This window comes from Burkholderia sp. AU33545 (assembly GCF_020419685.1).
In the GTDB taxonomy this organism is placed as follows: Bacteria; Pseudomonadota; Gammaproteobacteria; order Burkholderiales; family Burkholderiaceae; genus Burkholderia; species Burkholderia diffusa.
Window position 1 is genome coordinate 1 of sequence record NZ_JAIZRQ010000009.1, and the last position, 22875, is coordinate 22875.

Consider the following 22875-nt stretch of genomic DNA (forward strand, 5'->3'; position numbering starts at 1 on the left):
AGCGAGTCGGTCCCACCCCTTCCCATCCCGAACAGGACCGTGAAACGACTCTACGCCGATGATAGTGCGGATTCCCGTGTGAAAGTAGGTAATCGTCAGGCTCCCTAAGCCAGAAACCCCCGCCCGAAAGGCGGGGGTTTTTGCATTGGTGCGGCGGAAATGTGCGCGGTGCCCGGCAGGGGTTGCAGCACGTCCTGAAAGCCTATGCGGCAGAGGACCTGAGTGACCGGCCCGCTGCAGTTTCAGAACAATCGTCGTTTGTCACAGTTACTAACGGTATGGAGCATCGGGTACCGAGCTTCCCGACGGATAGTGACTTGCGACGCCCACCATCGGCGTGATGATGAGTCGCTTGTCCTCGACGGTAATCCGGACGCGTTCTCCAGCCTCGAATCCCGCGTCCTCAAGCCATACTCCCGCTATTTTGATCCACGGGAAATACGTCGTGTTGAGCCTCCGGTGCTCTCTGATGGCACGGAGAACCCTAGACAAGGAATGAATGGCGCGCTGACTCTTGAATAGTGACGAAGCGTTCCGTTAAGACGGGGCGTGACTTATGATTGGCGTTAGCCATTTCCGACTCCTGTTGCGAGTTGGTTGTGGTCAGCGGGTCGTATGGGTGGCAGCCCATGCGGCCCGCGCTTTTTGCGGTGCTGCGTATTGAGTCTACAGGATCTTGTGCTTCAAAAACGTAGGGGGCGCTCGGAATAGCCGAACGGCATAGAGCCGGATGCGGCGGGGTTGTCAGACAATGGCTCTGTGTCGACGAGCGTCTCCTCGTATTCTCCTGACTGGTGCCAAGCGTCAACAAACAGGAGACTGTTCGACCCGTACCTGGTAAAGTTTCGGCACGTTTCAGGACTCACTTTCAGCAAGCAAAATGACCATTCCCGTTGTAGACCTGTTCGCCGGCCCAGGAGGTCTGGGTGAGGGCTTTTCCGCCGTGCGCGATGCCGACGGGAAGCGCGTGTTCGACATTCAGGTATCGATCGAAAAAGACGCCGTAGCTCATCAGACGCTGATGCTGCGGGCGTTGTATCGTGCTTTGGCGCGCGAAGAAATTCCGGATGTGTACTACGACTATGTTCGAGGCGACATCGATCGAGCGACCCTCTTCAACGATCGAGCTGTTGCGCATGCACTGGACTTAGCTACGCAAGAAGCACATTGTCTCGAATTGGGCGTGACCCCGGAGGCGGAGATTGACTCGCTTATTAGAAGAGCGATTAATGGACACGACGACTGGGTGCTCATAGGTGGCCCGCCGTGTCAGGCATATTCGCTCGCGGGCAGATCACGCCGTCGCAACGTTGATCCGGAGTTCGAAAGCGATCCCAAACACTTCCTTTACAGAGAGTATCTGCGGATCATTCGCGACTTTCAGCCGGCAGTTTTCGTAATGGAAAACGTGAAAGGAATGCTCACGTCCACGCACAATGGTCAACGCATCTTTGAACGTATTTACGATGATCTTTCCGAGCCTGCTCCTGGAGTTCATTACGATATTCGTTCATTCGTGACTGCGTCGCGTCCGGGCGGATTGGCTCCCGAGGAATACATCATCAGGGCGGAGGATTTTGGCGTTCCTCAGATGCGCCATCGTGTGATTCTGCTGGGTGTTCGCTCCGATCGGGCAGGTCAGACTCACGACTTGCTCGACCGTCGTCAGGATCGCGTGAGTGTGCGCGATACACTCGCTGGCCTCCCCAAGTTGCGCAGCAAACTGTCGAAGGAGGCAGACTCTGCCGAAGCCTGGATTCGCGCGCTCAAGACTGCAAAGTCCGGTCTCAAAGGCTGGAGATCGCCTGTCCGTACAAACATCGAAAGTCTGATGACGGACGCGGCTAATCAGGCTCAACGCCTCAGCAGCGTTGGTGGGCGATTCATCCCACGGGACATGCGGGCACCGCGGGGGCTTGCGGATAACCTTGCTTCATGGATACACGATGGCCGCATCGGTGGTGTTTGCCAGCACGAGTCACGTGGCCACATGGTTTCCGACTTGCATCGATACCTGTTTGCTTCGTGTTATGCAAAGGAATATCAGTACTCTCCCAAGCTGAACATGTTTCCTCCCGGACTGTTGCCGAATCATCGCAACGTGGATGATGAGAATGTGCCGTTTGACGATCGATTCAGGGTGCAGATTTCCGGTGCACCATCAACCACGATCGTGTCGCATATTTCCAAAGACGGGCACTACTACATTCATCACGATCCGTCGCAGTGTCGCAGTCTTACCGTCCGCGAGGCGGCACGCCTTCAGACGTTCCCGGACAATTACTTTTTCGAAGGAACCCGTACGCAGCAGTATCACCAGGTCGGCAATGCGGTACCGCCGTTTCTGGCGAAGCAACTGGGCGAATCAGTCGCAAGCTTCTTGCAACTGCCCAAGCGAGCTGCTGTTCAGCAGCGGCTGGCACGGGATCTCTTTGCCGAGCTTTGAAGAGGATCAGTTGGGGTAACGGGAAGTTCCCCGAACTCCTCGTTACTGTTAAGCCATCGGATCAATTCCTGTTGAAGATGATCTCGGAGTTCACCAGTTCTCGTTGAACATTCCCAAACAACCAGTACGCGCCATCCGAGGGCCTGCAAGGCCTCAAGCTGTCGACGGTCTCTCTCTCGATTCCTTGTGAGCTTCTCGTGCCAGAATTCGCTGTTCGAGGCAGGGGTGGTGGCAAATCTGCATCCCCTGTGAACGTGCCAGAAGCAGCCATGAACCAGGATCGCTGTACGATGTTTGGGGAGCACAAGATCGGGGGTGCCTGGCAAATCTCTTCGATGAAGTCGGTAACGGAAACCGGCGGCATGCAGCATTTGACGAACCACCAGCTCAGGCTTGGTGTTTCTCCCTCGTATCCCCGACATCATCTGACTGCGTTTCGTCGGACTGACAACGTCGATCATGCGATTGCTCCTTGAGTGGCGCATATCGAAGAAGCCTTTGCCGACAGATGCGCTATTCGGGCGACATTCTGGAACATCAGCTTCACAGTCTGTTCAACATTATTTTGCTTCGGCCAGCAGGACTCTCTCGTCCCGCTGTTCAGGCCTAGCATGAGTTACCGATTAACTTCGCTTGAGTTCCGGAATCGACTCGTCGGGCGTCGAGTAGGTCGCGGAGAAAACAGCGTCTTTACACTCAGGTCTTTTTGCCCACTCCGAAACCATTTTGCCACTCGCCGTACGGTTCAGAACTTCGTCAACCTCGCGTGCCCAGCGAGCGATCTGATCCATCAACTGCTTCGACCCCCCCTGTGCCGCCCAAACGCGATCAAGATCAATGCGGTCGCCAAGTCGATCGGCCAATAACGAGAACGTATAAGCTGCAATATTCGCCTGAAATGCAGGAAACATCGATCGCATCATCTTCTGCGTGTCCCTGAACAGCTTCGCCTTTGCAATCATTTGCTTGTATTCGGGGACATCCGGCAAAGGTGTTTCGGACCCTTCTGCCCCAGACAAACTGGCCATGAACTGTTCGAAGTTCTTCTGTGAGCCGCGGCTTACGATGTCCGGTCGCTTGTCCCATGCGTTTAGGTATTTGGCCAAATCGGTTTTCGTAATGCGCCGTGCCGGCGGCATTGTCTCTTTGAGATCCCGCAGTTTTGCGGCAGTTGTTCCCTCGCGAACTAGCATGGTGCTGTAACTGCCAGCGGCTCGTTCATAGAACCATCGACTACGACCGTCAGGGCAATAAACGCTCAGCGATAGGCGTTCGACCTGGACATGGAATGGCTTGTTTGCAGACAGGTCGGATTGCTTTACTGCGTTCTGACTGTTCGCGAATCGAGAGATGTCCGCGACCAGTGCTTCCTCTTTCACGGCGTCTTGCGTTTTCATGACAATGATTTTTGCCGGGACTCGCACACGGGAAAGATCCGTGTCGGGGTACTTGCGTTTGGCAAAATAGATCGAGGCGGTAGTCTGACCGCCGTTGACTACTTGGAGGCCTTTGAGCCAAGCAATGCCAGCGGCGCCGCCGCCCGCGTCGCCAACTCTCATTTCGTCGGCAACAACGACAATCCCATTGTTGTATGCCATGAACCGACTCGGTGTTGTCCTCAGTGTATTCTGAATGCCGGCATTGACACCCTTTGCCTTTACGCTGAGGAATGAACGTACGTTGGCCTCGAGAAGTCGTGCCCCATACTTTTCATAGAGGAGACGCAGTGCTTCTCCGGGTACAGCGGTCAAGGCATAATCGTAGTCCTCGCCGTTTCCGGGTACGAAGACGCATGGTAGTGGACTGCCGCAAACGTCGTTGAAGTCGACGATCAGTTCATCGCGCGGTTTGCCTTCGGACCAGTGACGATGCAACCGTGCAATATCCATGACTTCTAGGTGCACGGTTTTGCCGCCGATTTCTCGCGGCTTGAACTGCAGAGTTCTTGCGACTCGATCTGTCAGGACGTAGATACGGATCTGCTCCAGCTCATCATAAAGGCCCCGAATCAACTCGGCCAGAATACGAATCTCGTCTGATTGATCAAGCCTACTGGCGAGCTTACCTTCGGCGCAGAGCTGGAGGAATCTGAGGCATTGCTCTACAGCTGTCTTGGTTTCCGAGTCCGGGACAGACGTGATTTCGTCGACTCCCTCATAAAGACTCACGAACAGATCGAGCTGTTCCTGTTCGTCGGAAATCGAGTAGCCGCTCAGACGCACATTCGCGTTGCCAACCTTTCGGGAAAAGTGCGTCGATTGCGGTTCGTCCGTCATTCCGATATCGGCCATGTGCTGCATCACGATTTCGGTGAAGGCGCTCTCCGGAAATGGCTGATCGCCCTCGATTTGAGCACGCACTTCAGATTGTGTTTCGTGCAGGAAGTCGATAAGTTCCATTCAGATTCCCTTCATTTCTACAAGCGCACGGTGTAAGTCAAACACCTCCGCGCTCGCTTTGTCGATGTCGATTTCATATGAAGCGCGCACCACGCCGTCAGGCATTAAATGTGGTGTCAAGCGCGGAAATCCTGGTCCAACGAGCAGGACTCGAGTTTCGGCAACTTCGAATTTACGCACATAGCTATCGGCGTGCTCGTCGCGGTAACCGGATGCAATGATCCGCTCCGACAGCAATCGTTCGGCAACGGAATCTCCTGCAATGATATCTCGCGCCGTCTCTACTGCCTCTGGCAGAGTTCGACCACTTTGCGTCTGGCGAAGTCTTACGGCTGCAACGAAGAGCGGTTGGCGCTCGGTATCGTCCAGTTGCTCAAGGCTCCCCACCCGTGCGCGAAACCCTGTTGACGATAGCGTGCTTTTGACTTCGACAGCGCCAGTGCCGAGCTCGAAATCGCGCAGACCACCAAGCGGGCCGCGCCATGCGTCGCAAGCCATGGTAGGGTCGACGCCCTCATCAAACATCGCACGCAATAGCGACAGTTCGCCAAAGAGGCCAAGTTCGGCTTCGGCGGATAGGGGTTCACCACCTCTGCGCATGAATTCCTGCCACGCACGCACCCTGCCCAGAAGCGTCGCGAGTGACTTGGCTTCGTCGGAAGCTGGACAAGCGGAAAGGGCTGTTGCTATATCGGTTGCCATGGCTGCAAACAACTCTGGACTGGCGGCCTCACGCCGCGTCAGAGCAATCCAGGTGACATCGTCGATAAACGACGTGCGTTCGACGAGGAAGCCACCGCCTTCCGGCAGCTTGACTGTCACCGGCAGCGAGGACGTGGAAAACTGCACAAGGATCGCCTCGGTTCCAATGGGGAAGCGGCGACCGGCTCGGACCAATACGGACCCAGTTGGTGATATCTCGATGCTGCGCCAACCGTCGGTAGTGTCGTCAGATACCGCTAGTGAACTCCACGCGAGCGTAAGCTGATTACTCGGCGGAGCCATATTGCTCCTCCCACAGCAGGTGGTCGACCTTGTATTCGACTGACACCTCCTGGTCACTTGAGGGGAAGCTCGCTGCAAATCCCAAGATCGGTTTGTCCCATCCATTTATGTTCTGCCCTTCGCGACTGACCGGTGAAAGCGGGTAAAGCAGCAGCAGCCCGCGATGGTTTGCACCATGTCGATTGGCAGCTCGAAGATCACGTAGCGAGCGTCCACTCGGGCGCAACGGTTCAGGTCGCCCCTTGCTTCCGTCTCTCTTCCAAGCATCGATGGTAGCGTCGAGAGCAGCGTTCCACTCATCAATTCCAACGTCGATTCCTTCATCGTGTGATTCGGTCAGCACGCCAATCGAATAACCTTTGGCATTCCCCTTTTTTGAGCGTGTCGGCATGGCTGTCACTGTGAAGCGTTTAGCAAAGGTGTGAGACGGCCCAACCCCTTCGTTGTCTTTGCCCTCGGCAACGAGGGCTACTGTCCAGAGATTCAGCTCGCACTTCTTGTTCATCTCGTCGACAAATTCCGCCATTACTGCTCCATTCGCGCGCTCAATGCCTGGCGCCGTCGAATAAGCCCGCAGGAATGCCTTGATCTTGTCAGAGGAGACGTCTCTCCATAACAAGGAGTTTGACCAATCATCAAGCTTGTCTGGGCGCTCTTGCTTTAGCTTCGATTCAGTGGGGGATCCCATACTCGCGATAAGGCGGTCGGCTGCATCGAGGTTGCCCTGCAGTGATTCCGGGCTTGCAGGGAATGCAATGGTTTGCGTGAGAGACCCACTGTATGAGAGCCGCACTGTCTGTGCAGTTCTCATTTTCATCGGCGACGTTACTAGCAGGCTGGGATGCGATGCTACCTTGAGACCATATTTGTCCGGAGTGGCGCCCACGGCTACCATTGCGTCAAACTCCTGACGCAGCTCCTCGGCCGCATCGGCGATCAAGCCAAAGCTCTGAATCAAATCGCTGGTTGTATATAGTCGGCAAAGATCGAGATAGCCCGGCCGATATCCGAACCAGCGGCCCATCTGCATTAGCGTATCGTACATTTTCGTCGTTCGAACGAAGTAACTGGTCGTTAGACCTTCCAGCGTCAGACCGCGTGCGAGTTTGTCTCCTCCAATGGCAATTACCTTTAGGCCGGTGGTTTCCTTTTCGACATAGTCAAGCGCATCCTTGGCAGAGCCATTAATCGTTTTGACGACAATATCGGTGGCGGCATCAGGAAGAGCTGAGGCGATTTCATCCCACGAGGGTAGTGCCGCTGGTCGATCGCCATCCGTCAGTGCTTCTTGGATCGAGTCATGGGTTGAAACGAAGTCGGATTCCCAGAGATCATGAAGCTCAGCAAGAAGTCCGTCAGCATCGATTTTGCGCGCCAGGCGCTGTGAGATTCGTTTTACAAATTCATCAATTTGCCGTCGAACCTGATTTTGCACGAGCGTGAGTCGGGTAACATGGACCAGCATCGAACAATGCTTTGTCTTCTGGCCACGACAAGCGCGAGCGGCACATGCGAGCAGGAATGAGTAGATCGCCTCGCGCAGTGATGGTGGCAAGGTGTCTTGGCCACCATGCATTGGTATATGGTCTTTATTGTGTTTTCTAGGCATCCATCCGCCGCCATCGGTATCCGCATGATCATCGAACTCATGTACCAATGGAAGTCCTCCAGTTCGCATGCCATCGGGGCCAGTTATACCGAAAACGCGGGTAGGTCCCACGTAATTCGATGGCGCAGCTAGGTTACGAATGAACGAGCGAGGAAAGAGATCCTCGCCTTCGTCGTTCGTTTTACCTCGGCGGTGGATGAATACGTTAGCGAACGGTGTGGCCGTATATCCGACGTATGCGGATTTAGCGAAGGTATCAAGTATCTGTCGGATGAGGCTATTGATCGCTTTCGGTTCATGCTCCGGATCCGGAGTACCGTTCTCGTCGAACTCTTGCTCCCCCGTATCGATAGAAGCGTTATCAGCTTCGTCGTCGATTACGAGCAATGGGAGATTTGTCGAAACTCGTCGCCCAGTTTTCGGGTCGGTTGCATTTGCGACATGGTTGCTACGCATCCATTTGAGCAACTTCTCAAGCACCGACTTGTTCTTCTTGACAACGAATAGCCAAGGCCGCTGTTCCGGGGAGACGGAAAATTTCCTTGCTGCTGCCCCGTTAAAGTCTCCCTTCTCATCGCGCGAAGTGGCGCAATTTGGATGAATATTCGGGTCCCGGTCTTCAAAGAAGACGCCGATAGGGTTACCTGGGTCGCGATTCGGCGCGGTCTCATACCCTAAGAACGCTTCCTCAAGACGCATCTGTGTTTGGGATCGCAGGTTGTTGTGCATGCCTGCGAGGACAACGATGATTTTGTAGCCTGCATCCGCCGCCTTACAGATGAGGGCCGAATAGCTACTGGTCTTGCCGGATTGAACATGACCCACGACCAATCCTCGGCGATCCCATGGTGCGTCTCGCTTGGGATCTTCCAGTTGCGCAATGATTCCATCAGTTGAGCGGTCGAGTGCCTCGACGACATTCACCGCGAGGGAGCGCTCCAGGTAACGCTGCAGGCGCTGCCAGTAACGCCAGTCTTTCTTCATTGATGGCTGGAACCAGTCCTCGTGGCCGGTCGGATCGGTCAACGCCGAGTCGTTGGGTACCCAGTGGCTGAACCGGCGGATGAGTTCGGCGACCGCAGCTCCTTCGTCATAGTCGCCGGGCGAAGCCTTCATCATCGTGGACGCTATTCGCACGTTTTCGGCAATTGCGCTGGGCGATCGCGTTGTTTCTTCCGGCGCGTCGCGCAGCAGGATCTGAGCGATCGAGATTATCTTTGTCTGAATGGATTCGGAAGTGCTCATCATTTCCCCGTTGTCGGCACGTTCTTTCAGTTTTGAAGTTGCAAGGTCGCGACTAGAGATGCGTATTCTTGGAAGGGTTCGGTAGTAGCCAAAGCCGCTCGAGCGAGCTCCTCACTCATGTTCTTTCGGAGGACCATGTCTCTGAATAAAACGGACAAGACACTTAGCACCTCTGCGCTGGATTCACCGGAAAAGCCGCTGCGAGGGGTGTCTTTTGCCTCGGCCGTGTCGAGCCAGATGCGTTGGACAGGTACTGTCTCTTCGATTACACGAAGCATTGCTCGCACGAGTTCCAAATTCTCGTCACATGTGTCAAGTACGGCAGCGACCGCGGGGTGCTTCTCATCGATGCGGTATTTCACGCCGGCCTTGGTGTGCTCGGCTCTCCAGGCAAGGTCGATCGATGGAGAGCCAGACCGAGTTTGCGGGGCCGCCCGGAAGGCAAAAACTCGTCGTGCTCTTTCTCGCGTATCCTCTGCGAGCTTGGTGAGCCAAGGTCGCAATGACACAGGCGGCCGCGCTGTTGATTTTCGGATATCAATCTTCCAAGCTGCATCAGCAGTATTGGGTATATCCAGCCGTATACGCGCCAAACGATAGGCTTCCTCTCGATTCCAAGCTCGGCCTTGCCCGAGTCCTAGCCAGCCCCCAGCAGCAAGAAGTCGTTCGTTTCTATACACATAGAATCCCTGCTGCGCGCTCCAGCCTGCGGGGCCGCCGTCGCGTTCGAACTCGTCGGGCCCGAGCCTATCCTTGTGAGGCAGTACGTGGCATTGCACAGTGATCACGCCTGCGTCTGTCTGCATTTTAGCGACTGGCGATTCCCATGGCTTCGCAGAATGCCCGGACATGAACGGATCCCAAGCGATGATCGGGCGCGAGTTGATTGTCAGTCGTAGCTTTGGGTGTACTCCCTCGATGAGTCGGTGAAAGACCATGGCCAAGTGCTGCTCGACTTCGTCAAGCAGATCAAGAAAGTGATCCGGCGAAAACGCCTTCGTTACGATCCGGTCCATCGTCTCCCAGAGGACTAGGCAACCGTGAGAACGATCGAGTATTTTCGCAATGAATGCATCGGATCCTGGAGCAGGCCCTTCTAGCAAGGCCCATCCGATTTCGGGCTTTAGTGCGAGTTCATCGAGGTCCCACCTAAGACAAGTGTGGGAGCCATTCTTTGCACTTGCGACGGTCAGCCTGCGGCACTGTGAGAAAGAAGCTGTCTTGAGTCCCATACCAAACCGCCCGAGGTCGTCAGGATCTCGCGAGTCGAGAGGACTTTTGTCCCCAAGTGTCATTGCGCTCTCAAGTTCAGCGTCGTCCATTCCGCGACCGTCATCGAGTATGGCCACGCGACTGGCGGTACCGTTCCACAAGAACTCAATGTCTACGCAGGTAGCTCCTGCAGCAACACTGTTGTCAACGATGTCTGCAATTGCGGCGCCCGTGGAATAACCCATGCCCCGTAAGGCTTCTAGCATGGCGCCTGCTCGTGGCGGCGCGTTTCGTATACTGGTCATTGTCGATAGCCTTTCCCAGGTTGCCAGGTGTAGCCCATTCCAATCAAATCCCGGATTAGCTTGCGAGCCTTGATGTTCTGTTGTTCGATCTCACCGAATACGAAATCCGTACCTGATCCGGACGGATCTCGTGTAACTGATACGCCAAGCTCGTGAGCCAGATCGATCAGTCTCTGCAGAGATTTAGGTGCCGTATTGGGGGCTGAGTTGGAGATCGGTGCTGATGTCACAGCGACTGGACATGATACATCGCTGCTCTCTTGTGTTTCAGATAGGCTTGAATGAGCTGATGTAGTGTTTGTTCGGGTAGTATCGTCTCCGATTGAGATGTCCTCTTCGGCAGGTGCCGTCTGATGCCGCAGTGGTGCTCGACCGAGAGCCTTCGCGATCGGATCGTAGTAGGGGGCGGACAAAAGCTTGCGCATCGCCTTCGCTTCAATCTGACGAATACGCTCGCGCGTCACTCCGAAGATCTCTCCGACCTGCTCTAGAGTTTTATGCTCGTTGACTTGAATACCGAAGCGCAAGCGTAGTACCTCGGCCTCATTCGGTTTCAGTTTGGCTAACAAGTTATCAACCAATCGTGCCTCTTCGGATGCAGCAAGACTGGTAAACGGTTCATCGACATCTTCGGACTTGAACCAGCCTTCCTGTTTCGCGTCAACAATCGACAATGGGTCTGAAAGTGCGCGCGCAACCAGCTCGTACTTATCGAGTGGCATGTTGCAGATGGCCGCTTTTTCGGCCAGCGAGGCAGATTTTCCGTGCATGCGTTCTTGCCTTTCTATTTCCCAACTACTACGAGACACTTTTTCGTGGACGTGTACTGGAAGTCGGATTGTTAGGGCGGTGTCGCATATCCCGCGACCGAGCTGTTGCTTGATCCACCACGTCGCCATTGTCGAAAATCGGAGCCCTCGGCGCCAATCAAAGCGGTCAATTGCCTTGAGCAGGCCAAGGTTTCCTTCTTGGATGAGATCTTCTAACGAGAGCCCGGAATGTCGCCTGCGACGAGCCAAGTCCATGACCAAGCGTACGTTGGCTTGTGCCATTTGGTTGCGACAGTGGACTAGCTGCGCGATGGAACTTCGATAGGCAGAGGCAGAAGGGTGACGGTCGACAAGTGCCACTTTGTCTAGGCCGATCAGGAAGGGGCGCCTGAATCGTATCCTCCCGAGTTCGGACCGAATCTCCTCGGCAACCTCTCTACGTGAGGACTCCGTAACGAGCGCCCGAATATTGGAGAAGACTTCAAGTACGTCGTCGATAACAGGTGTTGTTCCTTCAAGACTCGTTAGCGCGCCGTCGTCACCTTGGTCGATGTCGAAATCTGATTCGATATCGAAGCTTCCATCGCTATCGGCGTTTGAATCGGTCGCGTCAGCGTTGCTGCTTGCCAACACTACGATGGATGACAAACTGGATACGCCTGTATTTGCTTTACTGATCTCGCTGAAAAAATGCTTCAGGCCAAGTGGCCAGATTGCCAAGGCGTCGAGAGCATTGGAGGCGGCCTCTTCCATCTTTCGAGCGAGTTCGATTTCTTGCTCGGCTGTTAGAAGCGAATGCTTGGCAATCGCGCGATAGTACATGCGAAGCGGATCATTGCCATCAGACAGTAATTCCTCGAAATGCAGGATGGCACCGTCGACTTCGGCTTCTTCGGCGGCGGTTTCCACGGGGTCGACAAAGACTTCAAAGTTATCGCAAGGGATTTCCGATGAGAATTCGAGGCGTTCGTCAATATCTGCGCCAAGATCGTCAAGGATAAGTTCGAGCGTTGCTTGGACGCGGTGGCTATGATCTTCGCCATCCTCTCGCATGAATAATGCGTCCTCGATGGCCAATCGAGGTACGCTACCCTCGCGCAGTGCTCGCAGCAGCAGCTTTCGTAACGATTGATGAAATTCGTGGTCACCGACTCGAGCTTGCGGACTCGCAAGCTCCGGCAAAAAGGCCTCGAAGTCATCCCAGCCAGCGCTGTGATCGATTGGCATATGGCTGTCGATATGCCGCTGTCGTTCAGCCTCTGCCGTGACCACCTTGATATCTTCCTGAGGGGGCTCTGTCATTACAACGGCTTCCCAATCACCGAACGTCAGTTCGATGGCTGGTGGGTGATCCTCCGCCCTCAGATTTGGCGTTTTGCTCTGCTCCTCTGGGACTACATTGTTCTGTAGCGAGGTGTCTTCAAAGTGCTCTGCAGCTGAACTTTCGGTGTTGTCAGGGTATTTGTGGTGTTTCTGTTCAGGCGACGAGCCAGTAGCCATACCTTCCGCATTCGCGTGAGGGTCCGGAACGTGACCAGTGGTCAAGTTTCGAAGGGCGATTGCTGACGGGTCGATGTCGTCTACGGTAGTTGAAACCTTTGCCGCCTGCTTCTCCTTGGACGCCAAGTGGTCGAGCGTCGCAGCAATGATCTCAGCGGCGGATGAGGCATCAAATTCTCTGGCGATAGCAAGTGCATTCCGGCCAGCGTGGTCGGTTGCAAATACATCGGCACCGGCGGCTATCAGCAATCTGCAAACACCTGCCCGGTTGCGCGACGCGGCGATCATTAGCGGAGTGAGGCCTTTCTCGTCACGACACTCAAGGTTGTCGCCTCGACCGATGTGCAATTTCACAGCCGATTCGATGCCTGCCGATACGGCAATCTTGAACAACCGTCCAATTGGCCGTACGGCGTCCTGTGCGGGCTTGGTCATGACCCGCTCCGCTCCAATATGTGCGCACGCGATCGGAGCGATTTTCCGTGCGAATTCCCCAAGCTTTGTTCGTTCATCGCTCTCTGACGATCTGAGATCATGCTTACTGCGACGGCCTGCTGCTGGAACATGGATTCGACTTTGGTACGTCGGTCACTTTCGAGCCCAGACCCCAAATTCGACATTGTAAGCGAAGCAAAAGCATTGCTTGTCGAAGTGTCGGTCACGAGCGCGGTTCCTAGTGGTCGTCAGACACTCTGTGACATCACGATCTATCGAATTGATTGCAATTGCAGGAAATTGAGTCCATCGAGCTTTTCGAATATGACACTTTAGCGGTATACGACGAGAGCGCTATATAAAAAAACCCTTGCAACTCCTTTCGAAGCTACAAGGGTTTGGCTGGTTGGGCTTGAAACCAGTGGCGCGGTCCGTGCTTACGAATTACCGCGCCATTTTTCAGTTTCTCTAACTTTCGCGATGCGTCGTTTCCGATTGCATCAAACGTCAATATTCCCCGCCCGCAACGCATTCGACTCGATAAACGCCCGGCGCGGTTCGACATCATCCCCCATGAGGGTAGTAAAGATCCCATCCGCCGCAATCGCGTCTTCGATCTGCACGCGCAGCAGTCGCCGCACTGCCGGATCCATCGTCGTTTCCCACAGCTGCTCGGGGTTCATCTCCCCGAGCCCCTTATACCGCTGCTTCGAAACGTTGCGTTCAGCATCCGCCAGCAGCCACTTCATCGCGCTCTTGAAGTCCGCCACGGCCATGCTGCGCTCACCGCGCTTGATGACTGCCCCTTCGCCAATAAGCCCCTTGAACGTATTCGCGGTCGTCACGAGCTGCTGATAATCCGCCGTGTGCTGGAATTCCTGGTCGATGACCGAAACCCGCACATTCCCGTGATGAGTACGTTCGACATGCAGCGACCGCTGTTCGCGAACCGCGTCATACGCAGGCACAACCCGCACTTCATTCTTCAGCGCTTCGTCATGCAACGCAGCGTGCAAAGCCTTCGCCGAAGCCTCGGTCGAAGCCTCGTTGGAGAGGTCGATCACCACGCCATCCATGACTGCTTCCAGCGCGGCTGGGTCATACAACCGGCTCAACCGGTCAATGACGCTCTGCGACAGCAGATACGACCGCGCCAGCTCCCCAAGCGCATCGCCGGAAATCGCAGCCGCATTTTCACCCGGCACCAGCTCCGACCCTTGCAGCGCCAACCGCAGCATATGCGCGTTCAGCTCCACGTCATCCTTCAGATACCGCTCGTCCTTGCCCGCCTTGATCTTGTAAAGCGGCGGCTGCGCGATATACACATACCCGCGCTCGATCATGTCCGGCATCTGGCGATACAGGAACGTGAGCAGCAGCGTCCGGATGTGCGCACCGTCGACGTCCGCGTCGGTCATGATGATGATGCGGTGATAGCGCAGCTTGTCGAGGTTGTAATCGTCCTTGCCGATCCCGCAGCCGAGCGCGGTCACGAGCGTGACGATCTGTTCCGACGACAGCAGCTTGTCGTATCGCGCCTTCTCGACGTTCAGCACCTTGCCGCGCAGCGGCAGGATCGCCTGGAACTTCCGGTCACGACCTTGCTTGGCCGAGCCGCCTGCCGAGTCACCCTCGACGATGTAGATTTCGCACTTCGCCGGGTCTTTCTCCTGGCAGTCCGCGAGCTTGCCGGGCAGACCGACGCCGTCGAGCACGCCCTTGCGTCGTGTCATTTCACGCGCCTTCCGCGCAGCATCGCGCGCACGAGCAGCCTCAACGATCTTCCCGCAGATGATCTTCGCGTCGATCGGCGTTTCCAGCAGGAATTCTTCGAGCGCCTTCGCCACAACTTCTTCAACCGGCGCGCGAACCTCGGAAGAAACCAGCTTGTCCTTCGTCTGCGAGCTGAACTTCGGCTCCGGCACCTTCACGGAAAGCACGCACGACAGCCCTTCGCGCATGTCGTCGCCGGTCGTCTCGACCTTCGCCTTCTTCGCGATTTCGTTGTCGGTGATGTACTTGTTGATGACGCGCGTCATCGCGGCCCGCAGGCCGGTCAGGTGCGTGCCGCCGTCGCGCTGCGGAATGTTGTTCGTGAAGCACAGCACGTTCTCGTTGTAGCTGTCGTTCCACTGCATCGCGACTTCGACGCCCACGCCATCCTTCTCGCCGTTGGCGAAGAAAACCGTCGGGTGCAGGTTGGTCTTCGTCTTGTTGATGTACTCGACGAAGCCCTTCACGCCGCCGGCGAACGCGAAATCGTCTTCCTTGCCCGAACGAAGATCGGTGAGGCGAATCCGCACACCGTTGTTCAGGAACGAGAGCTCGCGCATCCGCTTCGCGAGGATGTCGTAGTGATACTCGACCGTGCCGAAAATGGTCGGATCGGCCATGAAGTGCACTTCGGTGCCGCGGTTCTCGGTGTCACCGGTCACGAGCATCGGCGACACTTCCACGCCGTCCACCTTCTCCAGCACACGATCCTGCGCGATGCCGCGATGGAACTCCATGAAATGCTTCTTGCCGTTGCGGCGCACGGTGAGGCGCAGCCAGCTCGACAGCGCGTTCACGCACGACACACCCACGCCGTGCAGACCACCGGAAACCTTGTAGCTGTTCTGGTCGAACTTGCCCCCGGCATGCAGCTCGGTCATCACGATTTCCGCAGCACTGCGCTTCGGCTCATGCTTGTCGTTCATCTTCACGTCGGTCGGAATCCCGCGGCCGTTGTCGGTCACGGAAATCGAGTTGTCGGCGTGAATCGTCACGTGGATGTCGTTGCAGTACCCGGCCAGCGCTTCGTCGATCGAGTTGTCGAGCACCTCGAACACGAGGTGGTGCAGACCGGTGCCGTCCGACGTGTCGCCGATGTACATCCCGGGGCGCTTGCGCACCGCTTCCAGACCTTCGAGGATCTGGATCGACGAGGCGCCGTAGCTGCTGTTATCGGGTTGCGAATTGTGCTGTTCACTCATGGATATCTTCCGGTTCTGCGAGGCCACTCTCGTGGCGGCGCGGTGCGTTTCAGCGAGAGAAATCGCCGGGCCGCTCCAGTTTCCTGGCCCGCCCGAAGCGCCGAAAAGGCGCCAAAGGGACGGGTTGTCGGTTCGCCATAAAAACGCCAAAGGGGCTTGCCGCCCCCTGGTGTGTATCTTGATGTCGAGCGCGTCAGATGCGCATCGGCATCACGACATACTTGAATTCGTCGTTCTCGGGCACGGTAATCAGCGCGCTCGAGCTGGCGTCGCCGAGGCTCACCTGCACGGTGTCGACCTTCAGGTTCGCGAGCACGTCGAGCAGATACGTGACATTGAAGCCGATGTCGACGGTATCGCCCTGGTAGGCGATTTCGAGTTCTTCCTGCGCCTCTTCCTGATCGGCGTTGGTCGACATGATCTTCAGCTGGCCCGGCGCGATGATGCAGCGCACGCCCTTGAACTTGTCCGAGGTCAGGATCGCCGCGCGTTGCAGCGAGCGCTGCAGCTCTTCACGGCCGATCTCGAACGTGTTCTTGTGCGCCTTCGGGATCACGCGCTGGAAGTCGGGGAACTTGCCCTCGACGAGTTTCGACACGAGCTCGACCTGGCCGAACGTGAACTTGGCCTGGGTCTGCGCGATGTCGATGGTGACGGTGTCGTCGATGTCCTCGAGCAGGCGCTGCAGCTCGAGAATCGTCTTGCGCGGCACGATGACTTCCTGGCGGCCGAACGTGCCGCCTTCGATCTTCATCGACGAGAACGCGAGGCGGTGGCCGTCGGTGGCCACGGCCATCAGCTGGTCGCCGTCGACGACGAGCAGCATGCCGTTCAGGTAGTAGCGGATGTCCTGCTGCGCCATCGCGAAGTGCACCATGCCGAGCAACTGGCGGAACGACTTCTGCGGGACGGTCAGGGTCGCGCCGAAATCCTTTGCCTGCGCGACGGTCGGGAACTCGTCGGCCGCGAGCGTCTGCAGTGCGAAGCGGCTCTTGCCGGACTGAACGGTGAGGCGCTTGTCGGCGAGCGACAGCGTGACCTGGCCGTCAGGCATCGCGCGCAGGATGTCGAGCAGCTTGCGGGCCGCGACGGTGGTGGCCACCTGGTCGCCGCCGACGCCGAAATCGGCGCGCGTGGTGATCTGCAGCTCCAGGTCGGTCGACAGGAATGAAACGTCCGGGCCGTTCTTGGTGATCAGCAGGTTGGCGAGGATCGGCAACGTATGGCGGCGTTCGACGATGCCGCTGACCGTTTGCAGCGGCCTGAGGAGTGTGTCTCGTTCGGTCTTGACCAGTTGCATAGAGTTCCTTCGTTGAGTAACGGCCTGCAGCGCAGCAGCCACGCAGCGCCCCGCCGGCCGGGCTCTTGGCCCGCCACCACCGGGGCGGTCAAACCAGTATTGTGCCTCAAAACCGAACCGCCCCCCTTAAATTGGGGCGGAGGCCGAATTATCAAGCGCGGTGCGCGCGCTCAGCCCTTCAGCGTCTGTTCCAGCACGTGCAGCTCGTGGTTGAGCTGCGCGTCCTTGCTGCGCTCGTCCGCGATCTTGCGCACGGCGTGCAGCACGGTGGTGTGGTCACGCCCGCCGAACAGCTCGCCGATCTCCGGCAGGCTTTTCTGGGTCAGTTCCTTCGCCAGATACATCGCGATCTGCCGCGGCCGCGCGATGTTCGCGGGGCGCTTCTTCGAGTACATGTCGGCGACCTTGATGTTGTAGAAGTCGGCGACGGTCTTCTGGATGTTCTCGACCGAAATCTGCCGGTTCTGCACGGTCAGCAGGTCCTTCAGCGCTTCCTTGGTCAGCTCGATCGAGATCTCGCGGCCGTGGAACTTCGAATACGCGAGGATCTTGCGCAGCGCGCCTTCGAGCTCGCGCACGTTCGAGCGCAGGTGCTTCGCGACGAAGAACGCGACGTCTTCCGACAGGTTCACGCCTTCCGACTGCGCCTTGCGCATCAGGATCGCGACGCGCATTTCCAGCTCGGGCGGCTCGATCGCGACGGTGAGGCCCGAGTCGAAGCGCGAGATCAGGCGATCGTCGATGCCCGAGATCTCCTTCGGATACGTGTCGCTGGTGATGATCACCTGCGCCTTGTTCGCGACGAGCGCCTCGAACGCGTAGAAGAATTCCTCTTGCGTGCGCGACTTGCCGGAGAAGAACTGGATATCGTCGATCAGCAGCAGGTCGAGCGAGTGGTAGTAGCGCTTGAAGTCGTCGAATGCCTTGCGCTGATACGCCTTCACCACGTCCGACACGTATTGCTCGGCATGGATGTAGCGGATCCGCGCGCCGGCCTTGTCGAGCAGCAGCTGGTTGCCGATCGCGTGGATCAGGTGGGTCTTGCCGAGGCCGACGCCGCCGTAAAGGAACAGCGGGTTGTACGAGATGCCGGGGTTGTCCGCGACCTGGATCGCGGCGGCGCGCGCGAGCTGGTTGGCCTTACCGGTCACGAAGTTGTCGAACGTGAGCACGGGGTTCAGCTTCGAACGTTCGTACATCGAATCGGCTTCGCCGCCGTTCGCGGGTGCGGCACCGGGGCCCGGGCGCCACGTGCGGCGGCCGGCGGCGGCTTCGTGCGCGGGCAGGCTCGGCAGGTCGATGTCGGCGTCGTCGGCGCTCAGGTGGTGCGCGGCGGCCGACGGCATCATCGGCACGTCGGCCGGCGCGCTCGGGGCGGCGGCGGCATTCGCGCTCAGGTTGGCGGCGATCGCGGCGACCGTCGCGGCGGGGCCGGTCGGGGCCAGTGGTGCACGCGGGGCGGCCGTCGCGCCGCCTGCGGGGGCGCTGCGCATGCCGGCCTTCGGATCGAGGACGAACTGGACTTCGATCGGCGTGTTCCAGAATTCACGGGCCAGATCGGAGATCCGGCCCGAAAACTGGCTCTTGACCCAGTCCAGCTTGAAGCGGTTCGGCGCGGCGATGGACAGCGTGTTCGCCGACGCATCGAAGGCCACCGGGGCCAAGGGTTTGATCCACGTCACGTACTGCTGGGGCGTCAGCTCGCGCTCCAGCAGTGCGGAACAGTGTTGCCAGAAATCGTTCATCAAGTAGCTGTCGTTTTTTGCGTGCACAGCGCGGCTCGCCGGCGCCCTTGTCGCGGTTGCGCAACAAGGCCCGAAGCGGTCGTGCGAGCGTGCCTCGGACGCCTGCGTCACAGTCTTGGAGGGGCAGGCGCGGGCCGAAGCGGCGTGCGGGATTCTTGGAGATAAGGCGAGATTCTAACGCCAAACGCGGCCACAGCGGGACTTATCCACAGGCTGCGATTGTGGGTCGCGGGGCCGGATCGGAGTGGCTCGGCACAGGCGAGCGACTCCTAAAGTATTGACCGTCAAGAGAAAAACGGTTTAAATAGCGGGTTCCGCGAAAACCAATCCTGTATTCCCGGCGATTGCGTTCGCCCGAATGCCTCCGGTTAAGGGCACGCGGTCCCCTGAATTTCGACATTCTCGAACAAGTGAGAACATCATGAAACGTACTTACCAACCGTCCGTGACGCGCCGCAAGCGCACCCATGGCTTCCGTGTCCGCATGAAGACGGCAGGTGGCCGCAAGGTCATCAACGCTCGCCGCGCGAAGGGCCGCAAGCGCCTCGCCATCTAAGGCAGGTTGCGCGCTGTGTCCGCCGTCCGCAGTCCTGCGGAAGGTGCCGTCGAGCCGGGTGCGAATCCGTCGCAGACGAAAGCCGCCTTCCCGAAAGCTGCGCGACTTCTGAAAACGGATGAATTTTCATCCGTTTTTCGTTTGCGCCCCTGGCGGCGTTCCGCGCACTTCGTGATTTACGGCAAGCCGACCGGCCAGCCTGCCCGCCTGGGGCTCGTCATCGGCAAGAAGTATGCGCCGCGTGCAGTCACGCGTAACCTCGTGAAGCGGCTGGCGCGCGACGCGTTTCGCCTGCGCCGCGCCGAATTCGCCGGTTACGACCTGCTGCTGCGGCAGCACACGCGCTTCGACAAGAAAGCGCTGCCGAGCGCGGCTTCCGCCCCGCTCGCGGCGATGTGCGCGGCCGAAATCCGTGAGCTGCTCGACAGGGCGGTTCGGGAGATCGCGCGCCGTGCGTCGAAGCCCGCGTCCGAGTGACGCATCCGTTCGCGGTGCGGCGTTCGCGCCCGCCCGGCCGGTTTTGACGCGGCGTCGAATGGCGCCGCCCAAGGTATGAAAACGGTATTGATCGCCTTGCTGCGCTTCTACAAGGTTGCCGTGAGCCCGATGCTCGGCAACCGTTGCCGTTTTTATCCTTCCTGTTCGGATTACGCGCGCGAGGCAATCCAGTATCATGGCGCCGCGCGCGGCACGTATCTCGCCGTCAGGCGCGTGTGCCGATGCCATCCGTTTTCCGCGGGCGGCATCGACCTCGTCCCGCCGCCCAACTCCGACACTCGCGCTCGCGGCGAAGCCGACGCGCGGTCCCATCGACTCTGAGACAACGCATGGATATCAAACGCACCGTCCTATGGGTGATCTTCTTCATGTCAGCTGTCATGCTGTACGACAACTGGCAGCGCGACCATGGACGCCCGTCGATGTTCTTCCCGAGCGCCACGCAGACGGCCCCCGCGGCCGCGGCAGGCGGCGCTTCGGGCACGGGCGCGACGACGACCGCAGGTGACGCACCGGCCGCCGCGGCGGGCACCGCACCGTCGACGACGGCGCCGGCCGCGCAGGCGCAGCTCGTGAAGTTCTCGACCGACGTGTATGACGGCGAAATCGACACGCGTGGCGGCACGCTCGCGAAGCTGACGCTGAAGAAGCAGGGCGACGGCAAGCAGCCCGACCTGTACATCACGCTGTTCGACCACACGGCCGGCCACACGTATCTCGCACGCACGGGCCTGCTCGGCGGCGACTTCCCGAACCACAACGACGTCTACACGCAGGTCAATGCGGGCCCGACGTCGCTGACGGGCGACCAGAACACGCTGAAGCTGTCGTTCGAATCGCCGGTGAAGGGCGGCGTGAAGGTCGTGAAGACCTACACGTTCACGCGCGGCAGCTACGTGATCGGCGTCGACACCAAGATCGACAACGTCGGCACGGCACCGGTCACGCCGACGGTCTACATGGAACTGGTGCGCGACAACACGGCCGTCGAAACGCCGATGTTCTCGCACACGTTCCTCGGGCCGGCGGTCTACACGGACGCGAAGCACTTCCAGAAGATCAACTTCAGCGACCTCGACAAGAACAAGGCCGACTTCGTGAACTCCGCCGACAACGGCTGGGTCGCGATGGTGCAGCACTACTTCGCGTCGGCCTGGATTCCGCAGCAGGGCGCGAAGCGCGACATCTACGCTGAAAAGATCGATCCGACGCTGTACCGCGTGGGCGTGAAGCAGCTGGTGGCCGCGATCGCACCGGGCCAGTCGGCCGACGTGCAGGCACGCCTGTTCGCCGGTCCGGAAGAAGAGCGCATGCTCGAAGGCATCGCGCCGGGCCTGGAACTCGTGAAGGACTACGGCTGGGTGACGATCATCGCGAAGCCGCTGTTCTGGCTGCTCGAGAAGATCCACGGCGTCGTCGGCAACTGGGGCTGGGCGATCGTGCTGCTGACGGTCCTGATCAAGGCCGTGTTCTTCCCGCTGTCGGCTGCGAGCTACAAGTCGATGGCGCGCATGAAGGAAATCACGCCGCGCATGCAGGCGCTGCGCGAACGCTTCAAGAGCGATCCGCAGAAGATGAATGCCGCGCTGATGGAGCTGTACAAGACCGAGAAGGTCAATCCGTTCGGCGGCTGCCTGCCGGTCGTGATCCAGATCCCGGTGTTCATCTCGCTCTACTGGGTGCTGCTCGCCTCGGTCGAAATGCGCGGTGCGCCGTGGATTCTGTGGATTCACGACCTGTCGCAGCGCGATCCGTTCTTCATCCTGCCGGTGCTGATGGCCGTCTCGATGTTCGTGCAGACGAGCCTGAACCCGACGCCGCCGGACCCGGTCCAGGCGAAGATGATGAAGTTCATGCCGATCGCGTTCTCGGTGATGTTCTTCTTCTTCCCGGCCGGTCTGGTGCTGTACTACGTCGTGAACAACGTGCTGTCGATCGCGCAGCAGTACTACATCACGCGCAAGCTCGGCGGCGGCAAGAAGGCCTGACGCATGTCGCACACGCGGGCGGCCAGCCGCCCGCGATGCGCGCAAAAAAGCCGCATGGTTTTATCCATGCGGCTTTTTTGTTTCCGGCGGATGGCGGCGCGGCGGCGTGTGCGGAGTCCCACCGCTGCCGTTCAGGCTTTCTTCGCTTCGGTTTTCGCGTCGCTGCCGTAGAACTGCTCGATCAGTTCCTGAACGAGGTAACGTTGATGCGGCGGTAGCGCCTCGATCTTCGACGCGAGTTCGATCGTCTCGGGCGTTGGCGGATAGCGCTCGTCGCGCGGCAGCGGTTGTGGCGTCAGATGTTCGGTCACGCTCGGCGATGGGCCGTAATGCAGCCAATGCAGTTCGACGCGCAACCAGTCGGCGAGCGTTTCGAGTTTGTCCGGCGTCGGAATCGTCCGACCGGTCAGCCATTTGTGCGCGGTTTGCGGTGAAACCGGTTGCGCACCGTGGTGACGCAGATTGAACCGGTTCGCGAGTTCGGTCGCGCCGGTGACCTTCTCCGGGCTGCGCCTCAAGGCGAATTTCAGGCGTTCCGAAAACGCTGATTTTTCTTCGGGTGTCGGCATGGGGTGATTGTGCAATTCCACCGACGCCTATCAGACAACCGCGCAGGCTAAACATAGCTCATTTAGACGAATCCGAACTTGCTGCGGAGCGTATCGAGGAATCGGGAGCCCGGTCAATCGGACAGGCATACTCGTCTGAAAGGGACAGTACGTGTCGGCGTGGAATTGATACACGCCTTAGCTCCGTCGGGATAAATTCGGGCGATTCCGAAACCGACGCGGCGTCCGGTGGCGTGCGGGCCGGCACGCTACAATGCCGGCGTCCCGATGCCCAAGTCGTTGCGCGGGCGCATCATTGACCCTCTGTTCACCCGATTC

At 58.4% G+C, this 22875-nt stretch carries 16 protein-coding genes, 1 rRNA gene and 1 pseudogene; 6 read left to right on the forward strand and 12 right to left on the reverse strand.

Going from position 1 to position 22875, the window contains the following annotated elements; translation table 11 throughout:
* Positions 1–101, forward strand: a 5S ribosomal RNA gene (gene rrf / locus LGM71_RS27145); the annotation flags it as partial.
* 169 nt (positions 102–270) lie between these two features.
* Here rrf and LGM71_RS27150 read toward each other — a convergent pair.
* A complete protein-coding gene (locus tag LGM71_RS27150) occupies positions 271–492 on the reverse strand; it encodes a SymE family type I addiction module toxin (RefSeq protein ID WP_226117527.1) in 222 nt (73 codons plus the stop codon).
* A 388-nt stretch (positions 493–880) separates the two neighbouring features.
* Between LGM71_RS27150 and LGM71_RS27155 the strand changes: the two genes are divergently transcribed.
* Positions 881–2446: a DNA cytosine methyltransferase gene (locus LGM71_RS27155; RefSeq protein WP_226117529.1), complete on the forward strand. Its 1566-nt coding sequence runs from the start codon at positions 881–883 to the stop codon at positions 2444–2446.
* Here LGM71_RS27155 and LGM71_RS27160 read toward each other — a convergent pair.
* From LGM71_RS27160 to dnaA, 10 genes and pseudogenes are all read right to left on the reverse strand, one after another.
* The gene (locus LGM71_RS27160) at positions 2407–2907 is read right to left on the reverse strand and encodes a very short patch repair endonuclease (protein WP_226117531.1); all 501 of its coding nucleotides are present in this window, start codon (positions 2905–2907) and stop codon (positions 2407–2409) included. The genes LGM71_RS27155 and LGM71_RS27160 overlap by 40 nt on opposite strands.
* A gap of 162 nt (positions 2908–3069) precedes the next feature.
* Positions 3070–4845, reverse strand: a complete 1776-nt coding sequence (locus tag LGM71_RS27165) for an AIPR family protein (protein WP_226117533.1) — start codon at positions 4843–4845, stop codon at positions 3070–3072.
* Positions 4846–5850 (reverse strand): PD-(D/E)XK motif protein, encoded by a 1005-nt coding sequence (locus LGM71_RS27170; protein ID WP_226117534.1) that lies wholly within the window; start codon positions 5848–5850, stop codon positions 4846–4848.
* On the reverse strand, positions 5834–8707 hold the full coding sequence (locus LGM71_RS27175) for a Z1 domain-containing protein (protein ID WP_226117543.1): 2874 nt from the start codon (positions 8705–8707) through the stop codon (positions 5834–5836). The genes LGM71_RS27170 and LGM71_RS27175 overlap by 17 nt, the downstream gene beginning before the upstream one ends.
* Positions 8708–8730: 23 nt before the next feature.
* Positions 8731–9720: an ATP-binding protein gene (locus LGM71_RS27180; protein WP_226117758.1), complete on the reverse strand. Its 990-nt coding sequence runs from the start codon at positions 9718–9720 to the stop codon at positions 8731–8733.
* Positions 9721–9837: 117 nt separating this feature from the next.
* Positions 9838–10221: pseudogene (locus LGM71_RS27185) on the reverse strand (ATP-binding protein); the annotation flags it as partial.
* Positions 10218–12926 (reverse strand): sigma-70 family RNA polymerase sigma factor, encoded by a 2709-nt coding sequence (locus tag LGM71_RS27190; protein WP_226117545.1) that lies wholly within the window; start codon positions 12924–12926, stop codon positions 10218–10220. The pseudogene LGM71_RS27185 and the gene LGM71_RS27190, both read right to left, overlap by 4 nt.
* Before the next feature lie 500 nt (positions 12927–13426).
* The gene (gene gyrB, locus LGM71_RS27195; protein ID WP_124627102.1) at positions 13427–15901 is read right to left on the reverse strand and encodes a DNA topoisomerase (ATP-hydrolyzing) subunit B; all 2475 of its coding nucleotides are present in this window, start codon (positions 15899–15901) and stop codon (positions 13427–13429) included.
* A 193-nt stretch (positions 15902–16094) separates the two neighbouring features.
* Positions 16095–17201, reverse strand: coding sequence for a DNA polymerase III subunit beta (gene dnaN, locus LGM71_RS27200; protein WP_059605245.1), 1107 nt, complete (start codon positions 17199–17201; stop codon positions 16095–16097).
* A 170-nt stretch (positions 17202–17371) separates the two neighbouring features.
* Entirely contained in the window at positions 17372–18946 is a 1575-nt protein-coding gene (dnaA, locus tag LGM71_RS27205) for a chromosomal replication initiator protein DnaA (RefSeq protein WP_226117547.1), read from the reverse strand.
* 421 nt (positions 18947–19367) lie between these two features.
* Between dnaA and rpmH the strand changes: the two genes are divergently transcribed.
* The 4 genes from rpmH (at position 19368) to yidC (ending at position 21988) form a co-directional block, all read left to right on the forward strand.
* On the forward strand, positions 19368–19502 hold the full coding sequence (gene rpmH, locus LGM71_RS27210; RefSeq protein WP_004198824.1) for a 50S ribosomal protein L34: 135 nt from the start codon (positions 19368–19370) through the stop codon (positions 19500–19502).
* A 15-nt stretch (positions 19503–19517) separates the two neighbouring features.
* Entirely contained in the window at positions 19518–19979 is a 462-nt protein-coding gene (rnpA, locus tag LGM71_RS27215; RefSeq protein WP_031401531.1) for a ribonuclease P protein component, read from the forward strand.
* Positions 19980–20054: 75 nt separating this feature from the next.
* Positions 20055–20321: a membrane protein insertion efficiency factor YidD gene (yidD, locus tag LGM71_RS27220; protein ID WP_006489939.1), complete on the forward strand. Its 267-nt coding sequence runs from the start codon at positions 20055–20057 to the stop codon at positions 20319–20321.
* An 8-nt stretch (positions 20322–20329) separates the two neighbouring features.
* Positions 20330–21988 (forward strand): membrane protein insertase YidC, encoded by a 1659-nt coding sequence (gene yidC, locus LGM71_RS27225; protein WP_226117549.1) that lies wholly within the window; start codon positions 20330–20332, stop codon positions 21986–21988.
* A 131-nt stretch (positions 21989–22119) separates the two neighbouring features.
* Here the strand turns inward: yidC and LGM71_RS27230 are convergent, their stop codons facing one another.
* Positions 22120–22557: a helix-turn-helix domain-containing protein gene (locus tag LGM71_RS27230; protein ID WP_226117550.1), complete on the reverse strand. Its 438-nt coding sequence runs from the start codon at positions 22555–22557 to the stop codon at positions 22120–22122.
* Positions 22558–22875: the final 318 nt, after the last annotated feature.

Excerpts from the sequence above, each read along its gene's own strand:
- LGM71_RS27180 (WP_226117758.1), bottom strand. The coding sequence starts at position 9,720 with ATGGACCGGATCGTAACGAAGGCGTTTTCGCCGGATCACTTTCTTGAT.
- LGM71_RS27190 (WP_226117545.1), bottom strand. The coding sequence starts at position 12,926 with ATGACCAAGCCCGCACAGGACGCCGTACGGCCAATTGGACGGTTGTTC.
- LGM71_RS27230 (WP_226117550.1), bottom strand. The coding sequence starts at position 22,557 with ATGCCGACACCCGAAGAAAAATCAGCGTTTTCGGAACGCCTGAAATTC.
- LGM71_RS27160 (WP_226117531.1), bottom strand. The coding sequence starts at position 2,907 with ATGATCGACGTTGTCAGTCCGACGAAACGCAGTCAGATGATGTCGGGG.
- LGM71_RS27170 (WP_226117534.1), bottom strand. The coding sequence starts at position 5,850 with ATGGCTCCGCCGAGTAATCAGCTTACGCTCGCGTGGAGTTCACTAGCG.
- LGM71_RS27175 (WP_226117543.1), bottom strand. The coding sequence starts at position 8,707 with ATGATGAGCACTTCCGAATCCATTCAGACAAAGATAATCTCGATCGCT.
- LGM71_RS27165 (WP_226117533.1), bottom strand. The coding sequence starts at position 4,845 with ATGGAACTTATCGACTTCCTGCACGAAACACAATCTGAAGTGCGTGCT.
- dnaN (WP_059605245.1), bottom strand. The coding sequence starts at position 17,201 with ATGCAACTGGTCAAGACCGAACGAGACACACTCCTCAGGCCGCTGCAA.
- yidC (WP_226117549.1), top strand. The coding sequence starts at position 20,330 with ATGGATATCAAACGCACCGTCCTATGGGTGATCTTCTTCATGTCAGCT.
- rpmH (WP_004198824.1), top strand. The coding sequence starts at position 19,368 with ATGAAACGTACTTACCAACCGTCCGTGACGCGCCGCAAGCGCACCCAT.
- gyrB (WP_124627102.1), bottom strand. The coding sequence starts at position 15,901 with ATGAGTGAACAGCACAATTCGCAACCCGATAACAGCAGCTACGGCGCC.
- LGM71_RS27155 (WP_226117529.1), top strand. The coding sequence starts at position 881 with ATGACCATTCCCGTTGTAGACCTGTTCGCCGGCCCAGGAGGTCTGGGT.
- dnaA (WP_226117547.1), bottom strand. The coding sequence starts at position 18,946 with ATGAACGATTTCTGGCAACACTGTTCCGCACTGCTGGAGCGCGAGCTG.
- yidD (WP_006489939.1), top strand. The coding sequence starts at position 20,055 with ATGAAAACGGTATTGATCGCCTTGCTGCGCTTCTACAAGGTTGCCGTG.